Origin of the sequence: Flavobacterium chungangensis, assembly GCF_042654045.1 — a bacterium.
Taxonomy (GTDB): Bacteria; Bacteroidota; Bacteroidia; order Flavobacteriales; family Flavobacteriaceae; genus Flavobacterium; species Flavobacterium chungangensis.
This window is the reverse complement of record NZ_JBHSFY010000011.1, coordinates 204,554-221,153: the sequence shown is the minus strand read 5'-3', so window position 1 is coordinate 221,153 and position 16,600 is coordinate 204,554. Positions and strand designations below refer to the sequence as shown.

Sequence of the window (16,600 nt, the reverse complement as noted above, 5' to 3'; positions counted from 1 at the left end):
AATAATTCATACAGCCAAAGAAAGACAATCCTGCCTTAACTTAAACAATCTTTTAAAATCCTGCATAAATTTTGTAAATTTATATATCAGTTTAATGCGATGGATCAATTGAGTTTTTACAATTTTTACATCAATCCTACTCAGGACATCCGAACCAATTTTTTAACGCCAATGAAAGACAGACATTACATATAGAAAGCCAATCTCTTCAAATCATCCAAAAATGATGTTGAAATTTGTCCTGTCCCCGTCACAAAAAGCCAAATGGCGCCAATTGAAAACAATTGGCGCCATTTTTTTATTTATGCCACTAAATACACTACCTTTGGGTCATTTTTGCCTTTATTTTCTTTCTTTAAAATAATAGCAAAATTGCTTCAGTATATATATTTATAACAAATAGTTAATTTATCATTCGATAAGTTAACAGGATTCGAACACCAAGAATAAAGCGAAAATATGACTTTGTAATATCTGATTTTTTTCTAGATGCTGTTCAATTTCAGAAAATAAAATCTCATTCTAAAATGGTCCGATATTTCAAAATTATTTGAATTTTCCACTCTCATTTTTTCAAATATAATTGTTACTCGACTGAAGCAAAAAGTTGGTTTATTCCACAATATTATAATAACTCAAAGCGGCATCCAGCAGGTTCTTTTTCAGGGAAACTTTAACTCCAGATTCCCACTGGTTTCCATAAACGGGCTGCAAATTATAAGTTTCTTTCAAATCTAAAAAAATAAATGCGGAAAAAATATGTAACTTTGCCTTATGAGAAGAAATGGTGAAATAATTATAATTGAGGATGATGAAGATGACAGAAATTTTCTTAAAGACATATTTGAGAGTCTGGGGTATACTAACAAAGTAGTTTTTATCGAAGATCCTACTCTGGCTATTCCCTATTTATCTTCTCCAGATGTAAATCCTTTTCTCATTCTCTCTGATATCAATATGCCGAAAATTGACGGCTTTCAATTACGAAGCCAGATTCTAGCTAATGATGATATAAGTGAAAAATGCGTGCCGTACATTTTTCTTTCCACTTCAAAAAATCCTGAAAATGTAACAAAAGCCTACGCTTATAATGTACAGGGCTATTTTAGCAAAGAAGAGAATTTTCCAGCTTACAGGTTAATGATACAAAATATAATGGAATACTGGAAGACAAGCCTGACCCCTGCAACGGTTTGTTGATAACTACTGCTGATTTATCTTAAATTGCCGGCTTGCTGATTTATAAAAACCTTTGCTGAAATAAAGTCATTTTTTTCTTAAAAACCCGGCAGCATTAAGCTATTATACTATTACTTCCTTAAGCATTCTGATCAGTTCATTATAACTGCTGGGTTTGCTCATATACCGGATAATCTCTCCCTTTTCCAGCAGATTGAAAACAAATTCTTCAGAAGGAGTTGAAATTAATATTACCGGAATGCTTCTCAATATCCCTTTACTTTTGATCTGCTCCAGGAATTCTTTGCCATTCATTAACGGCATATTGTAATCTAAAAATATCAGGTCGGGAAGATTTTCTAAAGTTTCCAATTCCTGAAATGCCTTTACAGGATTATCAATATGGCGCATTATTATTTTTTCATTCACAAAACCGACAGCCTCCATAAATATTTCAGCGTCATCGGGATCATCATCAACCAGAAGTATATTTTTATATAACATAAGTGTTTTTTCTTTAACCTTTCGGTTCGGCAGAGAGCAGCTCTTTATAATATACGCATTACTGCTGCAACAGGTTTGCATAATGCTTTAAGATGCAGGAAGAAAAATATGAAATGTGGTTCCCTTTCCATATTCTGATTCTGCATACATCACCCCATGATGATTGTTGACAATTCTCCTGCACAGCGCCAGTCCGATGCCGCTGCCGGGAAAAATATTCTGTTCGTGAAGCCGTTTGAAGATTTCAAAAATCTGCTTCTCATAGCCTTTTTCAAATCCAATTCCGTTATCACTGAACAAAATGTGATGATACTCTCCTTCAACAAGGGGAGAATCTGTAAACTGGGCCGCATAATCATGCGGTACTAGAACAGCGTTTATTGTAATTTTCGGCGCAATATCATTTCTGGTAAATTTCAGCGAATTACCGACCAGATTATAAAAAAGCTGATTCATCTGAAGACCGACAGCTTTTACAACCGGCAGCTTTCCAGTTTCAATTGAAGCATTTTTTTCCTCAACAGCCAGCTCAAAGTCAATCCAGATATTTTTGATAACCTCATTCAGATCAATCTGCTGCAGGCTCTTTTGAGGCTGTATCAGTCTTGAGAAAGCAAGAAGATCAGTAATGAGCTGGCTCATCCTGGCTGCAGAAAAAGTTATTTTTTCAATCATTATTTTAGGATCTTTACCAAGGTGATTCTCCTGAAGCAGGCCTGCAAAAATCTGAATTTTACGAAGCGGTTCCTGAAGATCATGGCTTGCCACATAAGCAAACTGTGCCAGCTCCTGATTGGAATGCTTAAGAGCATCATTGGACTGTCCTAAATCTGCATTGGAAGACTGCAGCTCTTTCAGCACTGCCGCTAGCTCTTTTGTCCTGAGCTCCACTTCACTTTCAAGGGCAAGCTGAAGTTCCCTGTGGATCGTAATATCCTGAGCAGTCCCCTGAATCACCGACGGCTTCCCATCCAGATCAAAATAAGTCTGTCCCACTGCATGAATAACCTTTTCCTGTCCCGTAATGCCGTGTATAATTCTGTATTCAGCCTCATATCTGCCTTCTGAACCTGGTTTCTGGGCTGCAAAAAATGCCTCAGTCACCCGGTTATAGTCTGAAGGTTTTATCAGTGCGCGTATTTCAGAGGACGGCATTTGGGATGCCTTTAATCCGAACATTGAAGCGTGACGCTCTGATACTGTTGTAATTCCCGAAGATATGTCCAGTGACCATGTTCCGAGCTGCGCCACTTCTACTGCAGAGCGAAGAGCAGACTCTGCCTGTTCCGCTTTTTTTATTGAAACAATTTCATCTGTGACATCCGAACCGACATAAAGCACAGCATAAACTTCCCCGCTCTCATCCATAAGAGGGGTCAAGCTGATATTATGATAGCGGATTTCTTTCTCTGCCGTATTAATTCCAGGCATGCCGCCAGCATAAAAACTTTTACCTGAGCGAAATACCTCCTGTGCCGATTTTAGGAAATTCTCCGAATTGCTTGATTTCAGCACTGCCTTAAGAGGCTGTCCGGTTATAGAACTTCCTTTATTAATGACAGCCATAAAACGATCATTAGGATTTTCAATGACTAAATCCCTGCCCGCGAGTACACTAATGGCAACAGGGGCAGCATCCAAAACATTGCGAAGCTTGGATTCGCTTTCCTTAAGGGCTATTTCTGTCAATTTACTCTGCGTAACATCCGTTGCATGAACAATAACCCCTATTACCTCCCCATCATTATTTTTGTGGGGTGTATATACAATGCTCAGCCATCTGGTGATTCCCATGCGTGAGGGCGCAAACATTTCATATTTCTCCTGCACTCCGCCGTAAGCAATTTCAAGATGGGGAAGTGTTTTTGCGTACGCAGCTTCTCCCAGAAATTCTTTTACACTTTTTCCTATTGCTTCACTCCCGTCTACAGAAAACCAATCCATAAAAACCCTGTTATAACTCTGGTAGCGCTGCTCCTTGTCCAGGTAGAAAATCATGGCCGGTACTGTATCGCGCAGTAACTGCAGGTGGGCTTCGCTTTCCTGCATTGCTTTTTGCGCGATTACCTGCGCCGTCACATCAATGGCAATATCTAAAATAGCATAAATTTCTCCTGATTTGTTTCGCAACGGTGTATAGGAAATATTATAATAATTATTATTCAGAACTCCATTCTGCATTATTTTGACCAGTGAAGCCGGAGAAATAAAAGGAATTCCAGTTGTAAAGACATCATCAAGAATTTTAAGGTAAGCCTGGCCTTCGGAAATAAGTTCCGGCATGGCTTCCCTCAATGGCAACCCTGAAATATCAGGACCTTTGCCAACTATATCTATAAACGTCTGGTTTGGGTATTCTATAATCAGGTCACGGCCGTTAAAAAGACCTATACCTGCCGGTGCCGCCGCAATAAGGTTTTTTAGTTTGGTTTCACTTTCTTCCACTTCTCTTCGGCTCAATACCTGTCTAGTGACATCGGTTGCAACTACCAGTATAACAGCTGGTTTACCTTCAGTATTACGATTAATCTGATAGGTCAGATCCACATAAATATGTTCCAGCTTTTCATTTCTAAGCAATTCGACCTCCACTTCCTTAGCAATATAAGCATTACCGGTACGGATCACTTCCCTCAGCAGATCATCAAAGCCCTGCCCTTTGAGCTCCGGAAGCGCCTCAAGAAGGGGTCTGCCGATAATATTTTCAGCTTTGCGGCCTACCAGTTCGCCGTAAAAAGTATTAGCGCTTATAAAAACCAGATCGTCTGCTATTCCTATCGTGGCAATACCGACAGGCGACTGCTCAAAGATAACAGCCAGCTCCTTGTGGCTCTCTGCTGCCTTTAGCTGTGCTTTTACCGAAGGTGTTACATCTGAATACATCGCCAGAACGGCATAAACGGCGCCGGTTTTATCAAAAAGAGGCGTCAGGGAATAATCGAAATACTGTTCTTTTTCTGATTTTACGTTTTTTACTCTGGCTGCTGTAGCTTTGTATTCTTTTCCAGTCAGATAAACTTCATTGAGCCTGTCATATAAATCATAATCTTTTATCTCAGAAAAAACCTCTTTTAATTTACTGCCGATAATATCATTTTCTTTTCCCCAGTACTGCAGGACTGCCTGATTGGCCAATTCAATGTAAAACTCTCTTCCCCTGAATAATGCAGTGCCCACAGGTGCTTTTTCAATAAGTGTCCGAAAACGAAATTCTCCTTCTTCCAGCTGTTCCTCTTTTTCTTTTTCAAGTGTTATATCCACTGCGATGGCAGTGATATATTTACTGCCTGCTGCATCGCTTACAACAGAGACACTATTGTTTACCCACAGTATTGAACCGTCACGTTTTACATAGCGTTTGGTAATCATAAAATCTTTTCCGTCCCTGATGCAGGCCTCAAGAAGCATCATATTGCGCTGCAGATCATCAGGATGTGTCAGATCTCCAAGATTCATCTGTACAATTTCCTCCCGGCTGTAGCCCAGCATCTCGCAGTACCGGTCATTAACTTCCGTCACTCGTCCTTCTATATTGGCCTGTGCAATTCCGGCCTGGGACTGTTTCAGCACATTGTTAAGCTGTTTTCTTACAGAACCTGATTCTATTACATTGGGAATAACAGCTGAATTTTCTATGCAGGTGCCAAAAACTCCTTCCGTATTCCCGCTCTGGCCGAAAACTGCGCTGCATGCGACAGTAAGATAAATTTCCTGCAGGCTGTTATTTCTGCTTACAGCAGTTATAATATTAGACTCTAATCTAATTGCTTTTTGATTTATAACCTGTTCAATGATATCTGATATTGTTTCCCATCCAAAAGGCATTGCATCTTTAAAGCGGGTTTCAAAAGTCGATGTTTTTATGCCGTTATCAGAAAAGAAAGCGCTGAAAGAATCATTGTAGAAAAAGAACCTTTCTTTTCCCCATATCAGAAACATCGGAACTCCTGAACCGAGCATAATTGCCAGTGATGTCTCCAGCTGCGGCGGCCATTTCTCCGGCGCACCTAAAGAAGTTTCAGACCAGTTAAACTCACTGATAAGAAAACCTAATTCTCCCATATTACTTAAAAACGGATGTTGAGATCCCCTGCTGTCCAACTGCACTCTTTGTAGTATTTGATTTCAAATGGAAAGGTAGCGTAATTTTAACAAATCACCAATTAATTTGATTGTCCATTATTTGAACCGGACTGCATCAATTTATTACAATACTAGTGACTAATTTAATCTGCTGGCCTCCTAAAAACATCTCGAAACGTATTTCCAGTTTCAGAGAAATTATGAATTGTAAATCTTGATATTGATTGTTTTCCTACTGAGGTAAAAAATTGGTTCATAGCTCTAAATCCAAAACAGAAATTCATACAGCCAAAGAAAGACAATCATGCCACAACTTAAAACAATCTTTACAAATCCTCCATAATATTTGTAGAATTGTATGTTAGTTTACTGGTATGAACCAGTTGAGTTTTTATAATTTTTTACATCAATCCCCAACAGGACATCTAAACCAAATTTACATAGCCAATGGAAGACAGACACTACATATAGAAAGCCAATTTCTTCAAATCATCCAAAAATGATGTCGTAATTTGTCCTGTCCCCGTCACAAAGCCAAATGGCGCCAATTGAAGACAATTGGCGCCATTTTTTTTCATATATCCTCTAAATATAAGTTTTACTCGTTTTTACTAATTTGTTTTTTTAAGCGGCTACGAAGATATAAAGGGAAAATTTCACCAATAAAGGCGAAAACAATGCTTAAAAAAGAAATGCTAAATGTTAGATTTGAGCAAGCAAACTAAACCAAATTTTCCAATCCAAAAGCAGCTATTTGATCTATAATTGGTAAAGTCTTCAAACCCAGTTCTGTTAATGTATATTCTACTCTTGGAGGGATTTCAGGATAGGCCTTTTTACTGACCAGTTTGTTTTCTACAAGTGCATTCAATTCCTGAATCAGCATTTTTTCACTAATACCTACTACAGCTCTTTTAAGTTCTCCATATCTAATGGTTCTGGAGTTAATCTGAAACAAAATCATCATTGTCCATTTTCCTCCCAATAAGCCTAATGATTTTTTTACAGGGCAATTTTCATCACAAGCATTAATAATTTTTGGATTTTTTATCATTGATTTTCAATATTTCTAACTATTTGGTAAGTACCCAACTAAAACGTAAGTACTTGTACAAAAGTAAGTTATTAATTAGTTTTACCAAAAAATTAAAACAATTAAATAAAAAAATAAAATGAAAGTATTAGTATTTGGAGCCACAGGTTCACAGCAATTTCATGTAATTGGAGAAGCAAAAAATAAAGGCGCAATTGTTTATGCTGCCACAAGTTCAGAAAAAAACTTTTCAAAACTAGAAGACGCTGGTGCAATCCCTGTATTAGGCGATATGTCTGATGCATTAAAAATGAAAGAAATCACTAAGGAAATTGATGCTGTTGCTTTGCTGATTCCTGTTTCCTTACCTAATCCGGCAGATGGATTTCAACTTGCAAAAAATGTAATTGATGCAGCTAAGGAAAATGGCGTAAAAATGATAGTTTGGAATACCAGCGGATTTCTGGCACCGCAAAAATTAGGAATTCCTATGGAAGATGTAAAGCTGGATACCAAGGAATATCTTCAAAATTGCGGAGTACCCTATGTTATTATTGAGCCATCTATTTATGCTGAAAATTTACTGGCTCCTTATACAACCGATTATGTAAAAAGTGAAAGAAAAGTAGCTTACCCAACTCCGGAAGATATGCCTATTGGTTATATTGCATCAAGAGATGTCAGCGCTTTTGTGGCAGAAGCTTTATACAAACCAGAACTATCTGGACAATCCTTTCTTGTGAGCGGTTTGGATAACCTGAAAGGAAATGGTCTTGCCGAAAAATTCTCTCTTGGTTTGGGCGAAAAAATTGATTTCTACGCAATGCCTCCGCAAGAATTCGGGGATAAATTAAGTATTCTTGTAGGAGAAGAAAGCGCCAGAGGTGTGCAAGGATATTATGAAATGTTGGCAAGTCTGCCAGTATATCCCACAAAATTTAATCCTAAATTGCAGGAGGTTTTAGAAAAACTGCCTGTAAGAATGACTCCAATAGAAGAATGGGTTAAAATTCATAAACATTTTTTTATTAACTAAATTGTAAAAAAAAAGCAGCAAGAATAGAATCTTTTTGCTGCTTTTTTATGCCTTAAATTCTAAAAGGACTTTGTACTTTAATGATAGAATTTATAAATTATTTTTCCAAAACTTTATTTATTACATATCGAAATCTTAAATACAGTAAGGCAGATGATGTTAACAACCCCAGAGTCAAACCGTACCAGATTCCCTTTACTCCTGCATTGAAATAAATGCCTAAAATGTAGGCCACAGGCAGGCCAATAAGCCAATAAGCAACAAAGGTTATCAAAGTAGGAACGTTTACATCTCCCATTCCTCTTAGTGTTCCCAGTCCAACAACCTGAGTACCATCAAAGAGTTGGAATACCGCCGCAATTATCAATAATTGTGCTGCCAACGCTACAACACTTGTATCATTTGTTATCAAATAAGGTAAATATTGATTAAAGAGTGTAAAAATTAGAGCAAAGAACATCATAAAAATGATAACTAGATGATAAGACGCATAAGCAAATTTCTGAAGTCTTTTGTAGTTCTGATTTCCAAAACTATTTCCAACTTTAATAGTTGCCGCCGATGCAATTCCCCCTGCCATCATGTAGGTCATTGCCGCAAGGGTTATTGCTGTCTGATGAGCAGCCTGTTCCGTAGCGCCTATATTACCAGCCATTAAAGCAGCAACTGCAAATACTCCAATTTCGAAAACATACTGCATCGCTACAGGCAATCCTATTTTTACCACTTTTATAATTTTTGAAAAATCAACAAACTTAACAGCGAAATGCTTTATATAAACCCTGAAATTCTCTGATCGAAGTACATACCACATCATAACCAGCATCATTAAAACCCGATCTATCAATGTTGCAATTCCTACCCCTCGAACGCCCATTGGCTCAATTCCAAAAATTCCCTTTACCAAAATCACTGCTATAATTACATTGAGCACATTTCCCCATATTGTGATCGACATTGCTTGTTTTGTAAAACCCAGCCCTTCTGCAAATTGTTTAAAGGTTTGAAATACCATTAAAGGCAAAATAGATAAACTCAAAATAAGCAAGTAAGGTTTTGCCGTTGCAACCACCTGAGGATCCTGATCTGCATGCTGCATGGCAAACATAGAACCATAATAAACTATTAAAAAAAGAAAAATTGCGGCTGCGACATTTAGCCATAAGCTGTTTGACAGAAGCTCAGCGCATTCCTTAAAATTTGATTTTCCATTTTCTTGCGCAATCAATGGTGTTAATCCGTAGGCCACACCTAATCCTATGACTAAAACGACCATAAAAACAGAATGAACAAGTGAGACTGCCGCCAAAGAAATAGTTCCTGCATAGTGTCCTATAATAATGGTATCAAAAGTCTGTACCAGTGTATGTCCTAACTGAGAAATTACCACAGGTCCAGCAAGTGTTATTGTGCTTTGGTAATATATCTTATTGGATTTATATTTTTTGAGCATATTAAAAAATTAACTGCCTCAAGGCAGATTGAATGTATTGAAATTAGTATACTGTAAATTTTTATTTTTAAAGTATAACAATTCTTTTGTTGCAAATTTATCTCATTCTATAAAAAATCAACTAAAATGCTATGAAAATATACCATTTTGATAATCTGACAGGAACTGCGTGCTGGTAATTCCTGTCTGGGTTTTAAAAAACCGCATCATATGTCCGGGTTCTGAAAAATGAAGATTATAGGCAATCTCAGCGACATTCTTTCCAGAATGTATCAGATCATTTTTTATTTCGAAGAGCAGTCTTTGTTTTAAGAGTTCTACAGCAGTAACATTAAACTGTTTTTTTACACACGTATTAATTGAAATCCTGCTCACATTTAATAAAGCTGCATAATCGTCAATTCTCTGCTTATCCCTGATATGCGTTTCGAGTAACTGTTTAAATTGGTATGCATAATTATTTTCAGCCCTTTCAATTGAGAGATTATTTTTCTGGGCATATATCCTGTTGAACTTCAAAAGCAGGTAATAAGTAAGAGAGCGGATGATATGAATACTGTCTGTCCTGCTCTCTACCAGCTCTGATTTGATTTCCATAAGCTGCTCAAGTGCTTTTTGCAGTTCTTCCTTTTCAATAGTTATATTTAAAGGAAAATTTAACTGATAGAAATAAAGAAGACGATACGTAAAGTATTTATCTGAGAAAAAATCGTTAAGAAAATTTTCCTGAAAAACCAGAACAGTAAAATCCAATCCTTCTTTCTCCAAAGTCCATTTTCTTTTTTGAAAAGGAGAAATAAAAACCATCGTATTATCAGTTATATTGATTTTCTGCTGATTTAAAATCAGAGTTCCCTTCGCCTTTTTAAAAAGCAAAATTTCAAAAAAATCAGTGTTAAAAGTATCTCGCTCCAAATATCTTTCGCTTAGTACATCTCCATGCAATACATTAAGAAGCATCTCAACACCACATTCTGCTTTATGAAATTTTATTGTTTTCATTCCTTTCTCATTCCTTTTTAATCTCTTAAAAATCGTTTTATTACGTTCAGCCTGCTTTAGTAAATTTACAATTTCATTTGCAAATAACTGCCAAATGCAAAAATGAGCCATAATAAATTACAGCCCATTTTATAAAATTGAGTTCTAAATTTATTTAAGAAAGCAGGTATTGATAAGTTGTCTGAATTTTAGCGTAAAAGAATTCTAATGCTGCTAAAAATGCATTGTGTACATCGACAGATTTTACTTTTTGTCCGCTAATCTGAAGGTCCATCGTAGCACAGGCATCGCCAATTACAGTACATTCAAATCCAAAATCAACAGCGGCTCTTGTTCCTGCATCTATACACATATGAGTCATCATTCCTGCAATAACCAAATGCGTTATTTCCTTTGACTGTAAATATTCTAACAGATCGGTGCCTCTAAAACTATTAGGAAATTGTTTTGTGATTACTTTCTCGCCTTGTAGTGGTTTTACATTTTCATGGATTTCCACTCCTTGAGTTCCAGAAACAAAAAACGGAATGCCTTCGCCAGATATATGCTGTACATGAACAACAGTATCATTTTCTTTTCGGAAATGTTCCAGTAATTTTTTTGCATTTTCACTTGCCGGAATTGGATTTACAAGTACCAATGCGCCATTTTCAAAATATTCTTGCTGTATATCTATTAGTAGTAATGCCTTTTTCATTTTAATTAATTTTTTAATTTTTATATGTGTCAAAATTAAAAACTCGTGCAGCGATATCTGCTGCCAAAACACTTTCAAAACATACCATTTTGATAAGCAAAATTTTCTATCTATGCTATTCTCAATTTCATAATCCTATTTTGCTCTTAAAACTTCAGTCCTATTTATAAACAAAAAAGAAGCCCTGTGTGTGTCAGCATCAACAGGGCTCCAAACTATCAAAATTTAAAAGAAACTTCTTTTGGTGGACAACCTTGGCTAATACAGTCCCTTAATAAATTGATAATTCTTTTCTAATGGATTTTCTTTGTTATTCACCTCTTTTGACTTAACAAGCTGCAGTGTAATTGATTTTATTCTTATCAGAAAAACAATGGCAAGAAGCACAAAAATTAAAATCATAATGGAAAAAACTTGTATCATACTATTTTATTTTTAAGTTAAAAATCGATTAAGGCTGCCAATTATACGACAGTATCATTTACTATTATTATTTTCTAAACATGGAGCGGAAACGCTATGCGATCTTTCTATTCTGCTCTTTGGTCTTTTTTTTATTATACTTTCATACTTATTTACCTTGTATAAAATGCCTGTAACACATATAAAAACAATTATTGGAAACAGATAACAGAAACGAATCATAGAGAATTGTTTTTTACTTTATTTTATAGTCAGGATATATTCTGCCAGCTGATCGAGTTTCTGCTGATCCAGCTGCGATTCAAAACCGGGCATCTGCGGATAATCAGGACGTTTTTTACCCGGATTTTTTATCCATTTCTGCAAATCGGTCACATTGTCTTTATAAATTTTTGCCATTTCCAAAACTGGCGGCCCTACTAATTTTTCATCTACTTTATGGCAGGATGCGCAATACTGGCTAAATACCTTCTGTCCTCTCTCTGCTTCTGACATATCTGCCGAAGCTGCTCCGGCTTCTACTTCTTTCATTTTGGCTATAGCCTTCTTTTTCAATATTTTAAATTCATCGGTTTTAATTTTTACCAGTTCTCTATGTTTTTCCAGCGAATTTGCCCTGTAGATCTGCCTTCCTGAGCCCATACACAAAACCGTAATTCCAAGCAGCATTGCTATTTTATAAAAGTCTTTTTCAATGTTTTCCTTTTCGCCTGTCAATCTCTTCCAAATAAGCCACATAGCGGGAACGGCGAATGCAACTCCGGAGAAAATCACCAAAATCAGGTTCCACCCCATACCTTTAGACGCTAATGTCAGCAATACAAGAGGACCAATCATACACTGGCATAAAGAGGCAGTTAATGCCAAAGAGTAGCCTTTCTTTTGAATATCGTATCGGGTAAATTCCTCATATATCTCTTCAAAGGGGTAACTCTTGCGGCTGTTGTACCAAAATATAAACAATCCCGTAACTGCCAGTGAAGACAGGATAAAATGCAGGTATCTGGGGAAAACATTCGGAAGAAACAATGCGTCTACAAAGCCTTTTACTAAAGCCCATTTTTCAGGGAAAAGCATTAGATTGATATTAGTTAGAAAGATAAATGGAATAAACAGAAAGATAACAGTTGCCAAGGCCAGAATCGAAATATGAACCGCCTTGTGATTTTCCAAGCTTTCCCATGTATATTTATGCAAGTAAGTGAGCAGAAACGCCACTGTAACGAGCGGTATTAACGCAATCCACATTAAACCGGTAAGCGCATTTGCCGAATAAAAATAAATCGTATATAATACATTAATGCTCAAAAGCGGCGCAATACCCAGTACAACGGCTATACTTTTATTTACTGTTATGGTTTTGGCTATTTCGTGTGCCAGTATATCGTATTCTTTATTTTTAAGTCCTTTTATTTGGGCAATCAAAGCCAAAATAGAACCTCCAAGCATCAGGTTTACAAAAAGGATATGCAATAGAAATGACAGTACTAGAACCACTACAAAAAACCATTCAGGCATTGGCAGCGGCAAGGGAATATCTTTTGGAACGGGAACGTTGTTTTGCAACGCAATATATAAATTGATCATTTTTAAACTTTTGTTATTTTTTATTTGCTAAAACTGCTTTTGTATCTTGGAGTCCACTTACCACTGTACCTTCTGACTGTGCCCCTTCGAGAACATCACCAGTATCCTGAATACTGCGTATATAGGCCGCCAAGGCTTCACTTTCTTCTTGGGTGCCAGGAAAAGGAGGCATATAGGTTCTTCCATTATGCATATTGGGTATATAAGAAGCCATCGAGTTAATATCCAACGGCTTTCCAACTCCATACATACGCTCAAAAACATCAACTACACTATTAACTCCCTGAGTGGTATGACAGCGGCTGCAGGCAATTGCAAAAACATTTCTGCCAGCTTCTACTTTATTCTCTGGCGTAATCTCGGTTACTGTGGTATAGGTCGCATTTTTAAGAAGCCCGTATTGCTGGTAAACAGGATAATCTTCTTCTAATAATAAGTTGGAATACATATAACCTCCAATTACATAAGGTTTTCGGACAAATTCACGCACCCTTTCAAAAAAACCAAGATATCCAAAAGCCATAACTACGGGAAACAATACCATATAACTTCTAATCCATCTGGTTTTAAATAAACCTAAAACTGCCATTATCAGAGAAGACGAAATTCCAAATAGTATAAAATATTTCATTAAATCGTAATACTTATTAAAATCCATCGTCCCTACTGCCGTACTCATATTAGCGATCATAGCCTCAGGAATGGCTCGGTAATAAATCACCGCTCCAAGAAGAGAAATTGGAGCCCATAGAATAATCCATTTTGAAACATATTTTACAGCTTTCAGCCTTAATTCCGTACCTTTTTTAAAGAAAAGAGTTACCAGCATCATTCCAAAACTTCCCGCCACAAGCATTGCCGTAGGAGTTCTAAACAATAACTGCGGAAGATAAATTGGATTAGTAAACCCATTGAGCAGACTCTTATGTGTATTCCAGTTTCCGGGATCCATCATAAAACTCAAAATAGAAACAATAATTGCCATAGTAATCCAGGAGAATAAACTTAAAAACCATCCAAACCGGATGTGCAATAATTTAGCCCTAAGCGAAGTATTACTGCTTTTCCAGGTCAAAAAATAAATCATGATCAAAATTACCTCAGTAACAAATACCAGCCATTCAACAAACCATGCCCAGTAAAAAACACGTATTAAACTTCCAATCGATGTGGGACTTACAAGTGCAACGGAGAACCATATCCCCACTCCTGTCATTGCACCAAGTGTTGTAGTTATGATAAAAGCAACTTTCATCATATTATAGATTCTGTTGTCCCAGTCTAAATCTGTAATTTGTTCCCTGCCGCTATTCTTAACACCTTTCTGTTCCAGCCAGGTTATAAGAGGCATAAAACCCACAGCTAAACCATGATTAATCATCACGTGAATAATGGCAATGATGGCGATAAGCATCCTATTGTTGAGCCAGTCTAAATGAAAAATTGGAAAGTCCATAAATTATTCTGTTTTTTTTTTACTGCAAATTTCGGTCAGTAATCCAGAAATTGCTAAAAACAAAAAAGCAGGAAATTTTAATAAACGTTACTTCCAGATTCGTTAAAATCACTATTTACATTACATTTTATTCTACTGAATTTAGCTTTTCACTCAATTGATTTTACTAGTTACACCTCATTATCAGATTGCTGGGCTGTATATTATTTTCCGTTTTATTATTAAAAATATAAAACACTAATAAAGAATAATTTAAAATTCAAAATTCCCTTTTTAGTCATAGTTCCTCCTCTTTAGCCACCTCTGCTATTTTAATTAACGTAACTTGTTTGAAATCAGGTAATTTTGTATCTCTAAACTATCCTAATACAAGGATTAAAGGGGGTGCCACTTTACACTTCAGGAAAAAAATTAAATTTACGGACAGCTTTCAGGTAGGGAAAAAACCTCTTTTACTGTTTTATATAACAGTATAAAAAATAATAAACGGACATGCTGAACACCGTTTTACAAAGTAGGCACACTTAATCTAAAACAAAGAAATGGACAATCAACTCAGATCATTAGTAATGCTTTGCACAGCAGTATTATTGGTTTCTTGCAACAATGGTACAAAAACAGAAAAATCAAATTCAACTTCTATTCCTGCAGAAGATTTAAAACCGGTAGTGTCTCATGTAATGACGAAGGAAGAGCAAACCAGACTTACACCTGATGCTATCTTAGAGGATTTTATAGCAGGAAACAAACGATTTCAAAGCGGTGTAACTACGGTTCGCGACCATAGTAAACAAGCTCGAAAATCGGCACCGGGCCAGTTCCCAAAAGCTGTTGTATTAAGTTGCGTGGACAGCCGAGTACCAGTAGAAGACGTATTTGATCAGGGCTTGGGTGATATTTTTGTGGGACGAGTAGCCGGAAATTTTGTAAATGAAGATTTACTGGGCAGTATAGAATTTGCTTGTAAGGTATCAGGCGCAAAACTGGTTTTAGTGATGGGACACCAGCATTGCGGCGCTATAAAAGGTGCTATCGATGATGTAAAATTGGGAAATATAACTGCCATGCTTTCAAAAATAAAACCAGCTGTAGCAATGAGTCAGGATTTTAATGGTGAAAAAACATCTAAAAATGATAAATTTGTAAAACACGTTTCAGAAAACAACGTGCTTTATGCTATGGATCAAATTCGTAAAAAAAGTCCAATTCTTAAAGAAATGGAAGATAAAGGACAGATAAAAATTGTAGGTGTGTTTTACAATTTGACAGACGGAACCCTTGAATTCTTAAAATAATGAACAAGAAAAATTATGTACTAATCCTCGTTTTTGTAATTGGAGGCATACAATCCGTAATCGGGCAGAATAATCGTATTACTACCAATAACAGCATTGGATGGTATAATTTTTTTGGCACATTCAAAATCTCAGAAAAATTTGGAATACATACTGAATACCAATGGCGCAGAAATGAAACCATTACCGAATGGCAGCAAAGTTTATTAAGAGTGGGCCTAAATTATAATTTAAATTCAAGAGTGCAGTTCCGGGTTGGTTATGGCTGGATCGAAACCTATCCTTATGGAGAAATACCCCTAAATGGCATGGGCAGAGATTTTACAGAACATAGGATTTTTGAAATGGTACAGCTAAGTCACAAAGAAGGAATTGTTGATTTATCCCATAGATTTATGTTAGAACAAAGATTTGTTGGCAGGTACAGTTCCATTAATGAGACAACAGAAGACGAATTTCCGCTCTTAAACCGAATTCGATATATGATAAGAGTTCAGGTGCCTTTAAAAGGAAATGAGATAAAAGACAAAACACCCTATTTAGCTTTCTATGACGAAATTTTTGTTGGATTTGGAAAAAATGTTAATATGAACGTTTTTGATCAAAACAGAATTGGAATTTTATTAGGCTATAGGTTTAATAAAAACATTAGAATTGAAGGTGGTTATCTAAATCAAACTGTACAGTTAGGAAGGCAGATAGAGGGTCAAAATGTTTTTCAGAACAACAACGGAGTAATTTTGAATACTAATTTAAACTTTGACCTGACTAAAACCAATAAATAAAACCAGAGCAAATAGTCAATAATAATTAAGAAGGCTGAAAAACTTTGATTTTTCAGCCTTTTTTTCC

12 protein-coding genes are annotated in these 16,600 nt (G+C 36.3%); 4 read left to right on the top strand and 8 right to left on the bottom strand.

Translation table 11 applies throughout. The features are described 5' to 3' along the window. Positions 1–774: 774 nt before the first annotated feature. Positions 775–1,200: a response regulator gene (locus ACFO3N_RS17575; protein WP_379799900.1), complete on the top strand. Its 426-nt coding sequence runs from the start codon at positions 775–777 to the stop codon at positions 1,198–1,200. 102 nt (positions 1,201–1,302) lie between these two features. On the opposite strand, the gene ACFO3N_RS17570 is transcribed toward ACFO3N_RS17575, so the two are convergent. The 3 genes from ACFO3N_RS17570 to ACFO3N_RS17560 form a co-directional block, all read right to left on the bottom strand. Next, complete coding sequence (locus ACFO3N_RS17570; RefSeq protein ID WP_379799898.1) at positions 1,303–1,683, bottom strand: response regulator; 381 nt, start codon at positions 1,681–1,683, stop codon at positions 1,303–1,305. A gap of 87 nt (positions 1,684–1,770) precedes the next feature. Further along, complete coding sequence (locus ACFO3N_RS17565) at positions 1,771–5,745, bottom strand: PAS domain-containing sensor histidine kinase (protein ID WP_379799896.1); 3,975 nt, start codon at positions 5,743–5,745, stop codon at positions 1,771–1,773. Between the two features lie 742 nt (positions 5,746–6,487). Further along, complete coding sequence (locus ACFO3N_RS17560) at positions 6,488–6,820, bottom strand: winged helix-turn-helix transcriptional regulator (protein ID WP_343698026.1); 333 nt, start codon at positions 6,818–6,820, stop codon at positions 6,488–6,490. Between the two features lie 118 nt (positions 6,821–6,938). Here ACFO3N_RS17560 and ACFO3N_RS17555 point away from each other — a divergent pair, with 118 nt between their 5' ends. Then, a complete protein-coding gene (locus tag ACFO3N_RS17555) occupies positions 6,939–7,835 on the top strand; it encodes an SDR family oxidoreductase (protein WP_343698025.1) in 897 nt (298 codons plus the stop codon). A 97-nt stretch (positions 7,836–7,932) separates the two neighbouring features. Here the strand turns inward: ACFO3N_RS17555 and ACFO3N_RS17550 are convergent, their stop codons facing one another. The 5 genes from ACFO3N_RS17550 to ACFO3N_RS17530 form a co-directional block, all read right to left on the bottom strand. Further along, a complete protein-coding gene (locus ACFO3N_RS17550) occupies positions 7,933–9,288 on the bottom strand; it encodes an MATE family efflux transporter (protein WP_379799894.1) in 1,356 nt (451 codons plus the stop codon). A gap of 129 nt (positions 9,289–9,417) precedes the next feature. After that, entirely contained in the window at positions 9,418–10,290 is an 873-nt protein-coding gene (locus tag ACFO3N_RS17545) for an AraC family transcriptional regulator (protein WP_379799892.1), read from the bottom strand. A 154-nt stretch (positions 10,291–10,444) separates the two neighbouring features. Beyond that, a complete protein-coding gene (locus ACFO3N_RS17540; RefSeq protein WP_379799890.1) occupies positions 10,445–10,987 on the bottom strand; it encodes a cysteine hydrolase family protein in 543 nt (180 codons plus the stop codon). 663 nt (positions 10,988–11,650) lie between these two features. Beyond that, positions 11,651–12,997, bottom strand: a complete 1,347-nt coding sequence (locus ACFO3N_RS17535) for a c-type cytochrome (RefSeq protein ID WP_379799888.1) — start codon at positions 12,995–12,997, stop codon at positions 11,651–11,653. A 13-nt stretch (positions 12,998–13,010) separates the two neighbouring features. Then, positions 13,011–14,453: a c-type cytochrome gene (locus ACFO3N_RS17530; protein WP_379799886.1), complete on the bottom strand. Its 1,443-nt coding sequence runs from the start codon at positions 14,451–14,453 to the stop codon at positions 13,011–13,013. 542 nt (positions 14,454–14,995) lie between these two features. Between ACFO3N_RS17530 and ACFO3N_RS17525 the strand changes: the two genes are divergently transcribed. Then, a complete protein-coding gene (locus tag ACFO3N_RS17525) occupies positions 14,996–15,748 on the top strand; it encodes a carbonic anhydrase family protein (protein WP_379799884.1) in 753 nt (250 codons plus the stop codon). Beyond that, positions 15,748–16,533, top strand: coding sequence for a DUF2490 domain-containing protein (locus tag ACFO3N_RS17520; protein ID WP_379799882.1), 786 nt, complete (start codon positions 15,748–15,750; stop codon positions 16,531–16,533). Before ACFO3N_RS17525 ends, ACFO3N_RS17520 begins: the two co-directional genes overlap by 1 nt. Positions 16,534–16,600: the final 67 nt, after the last annotated feature.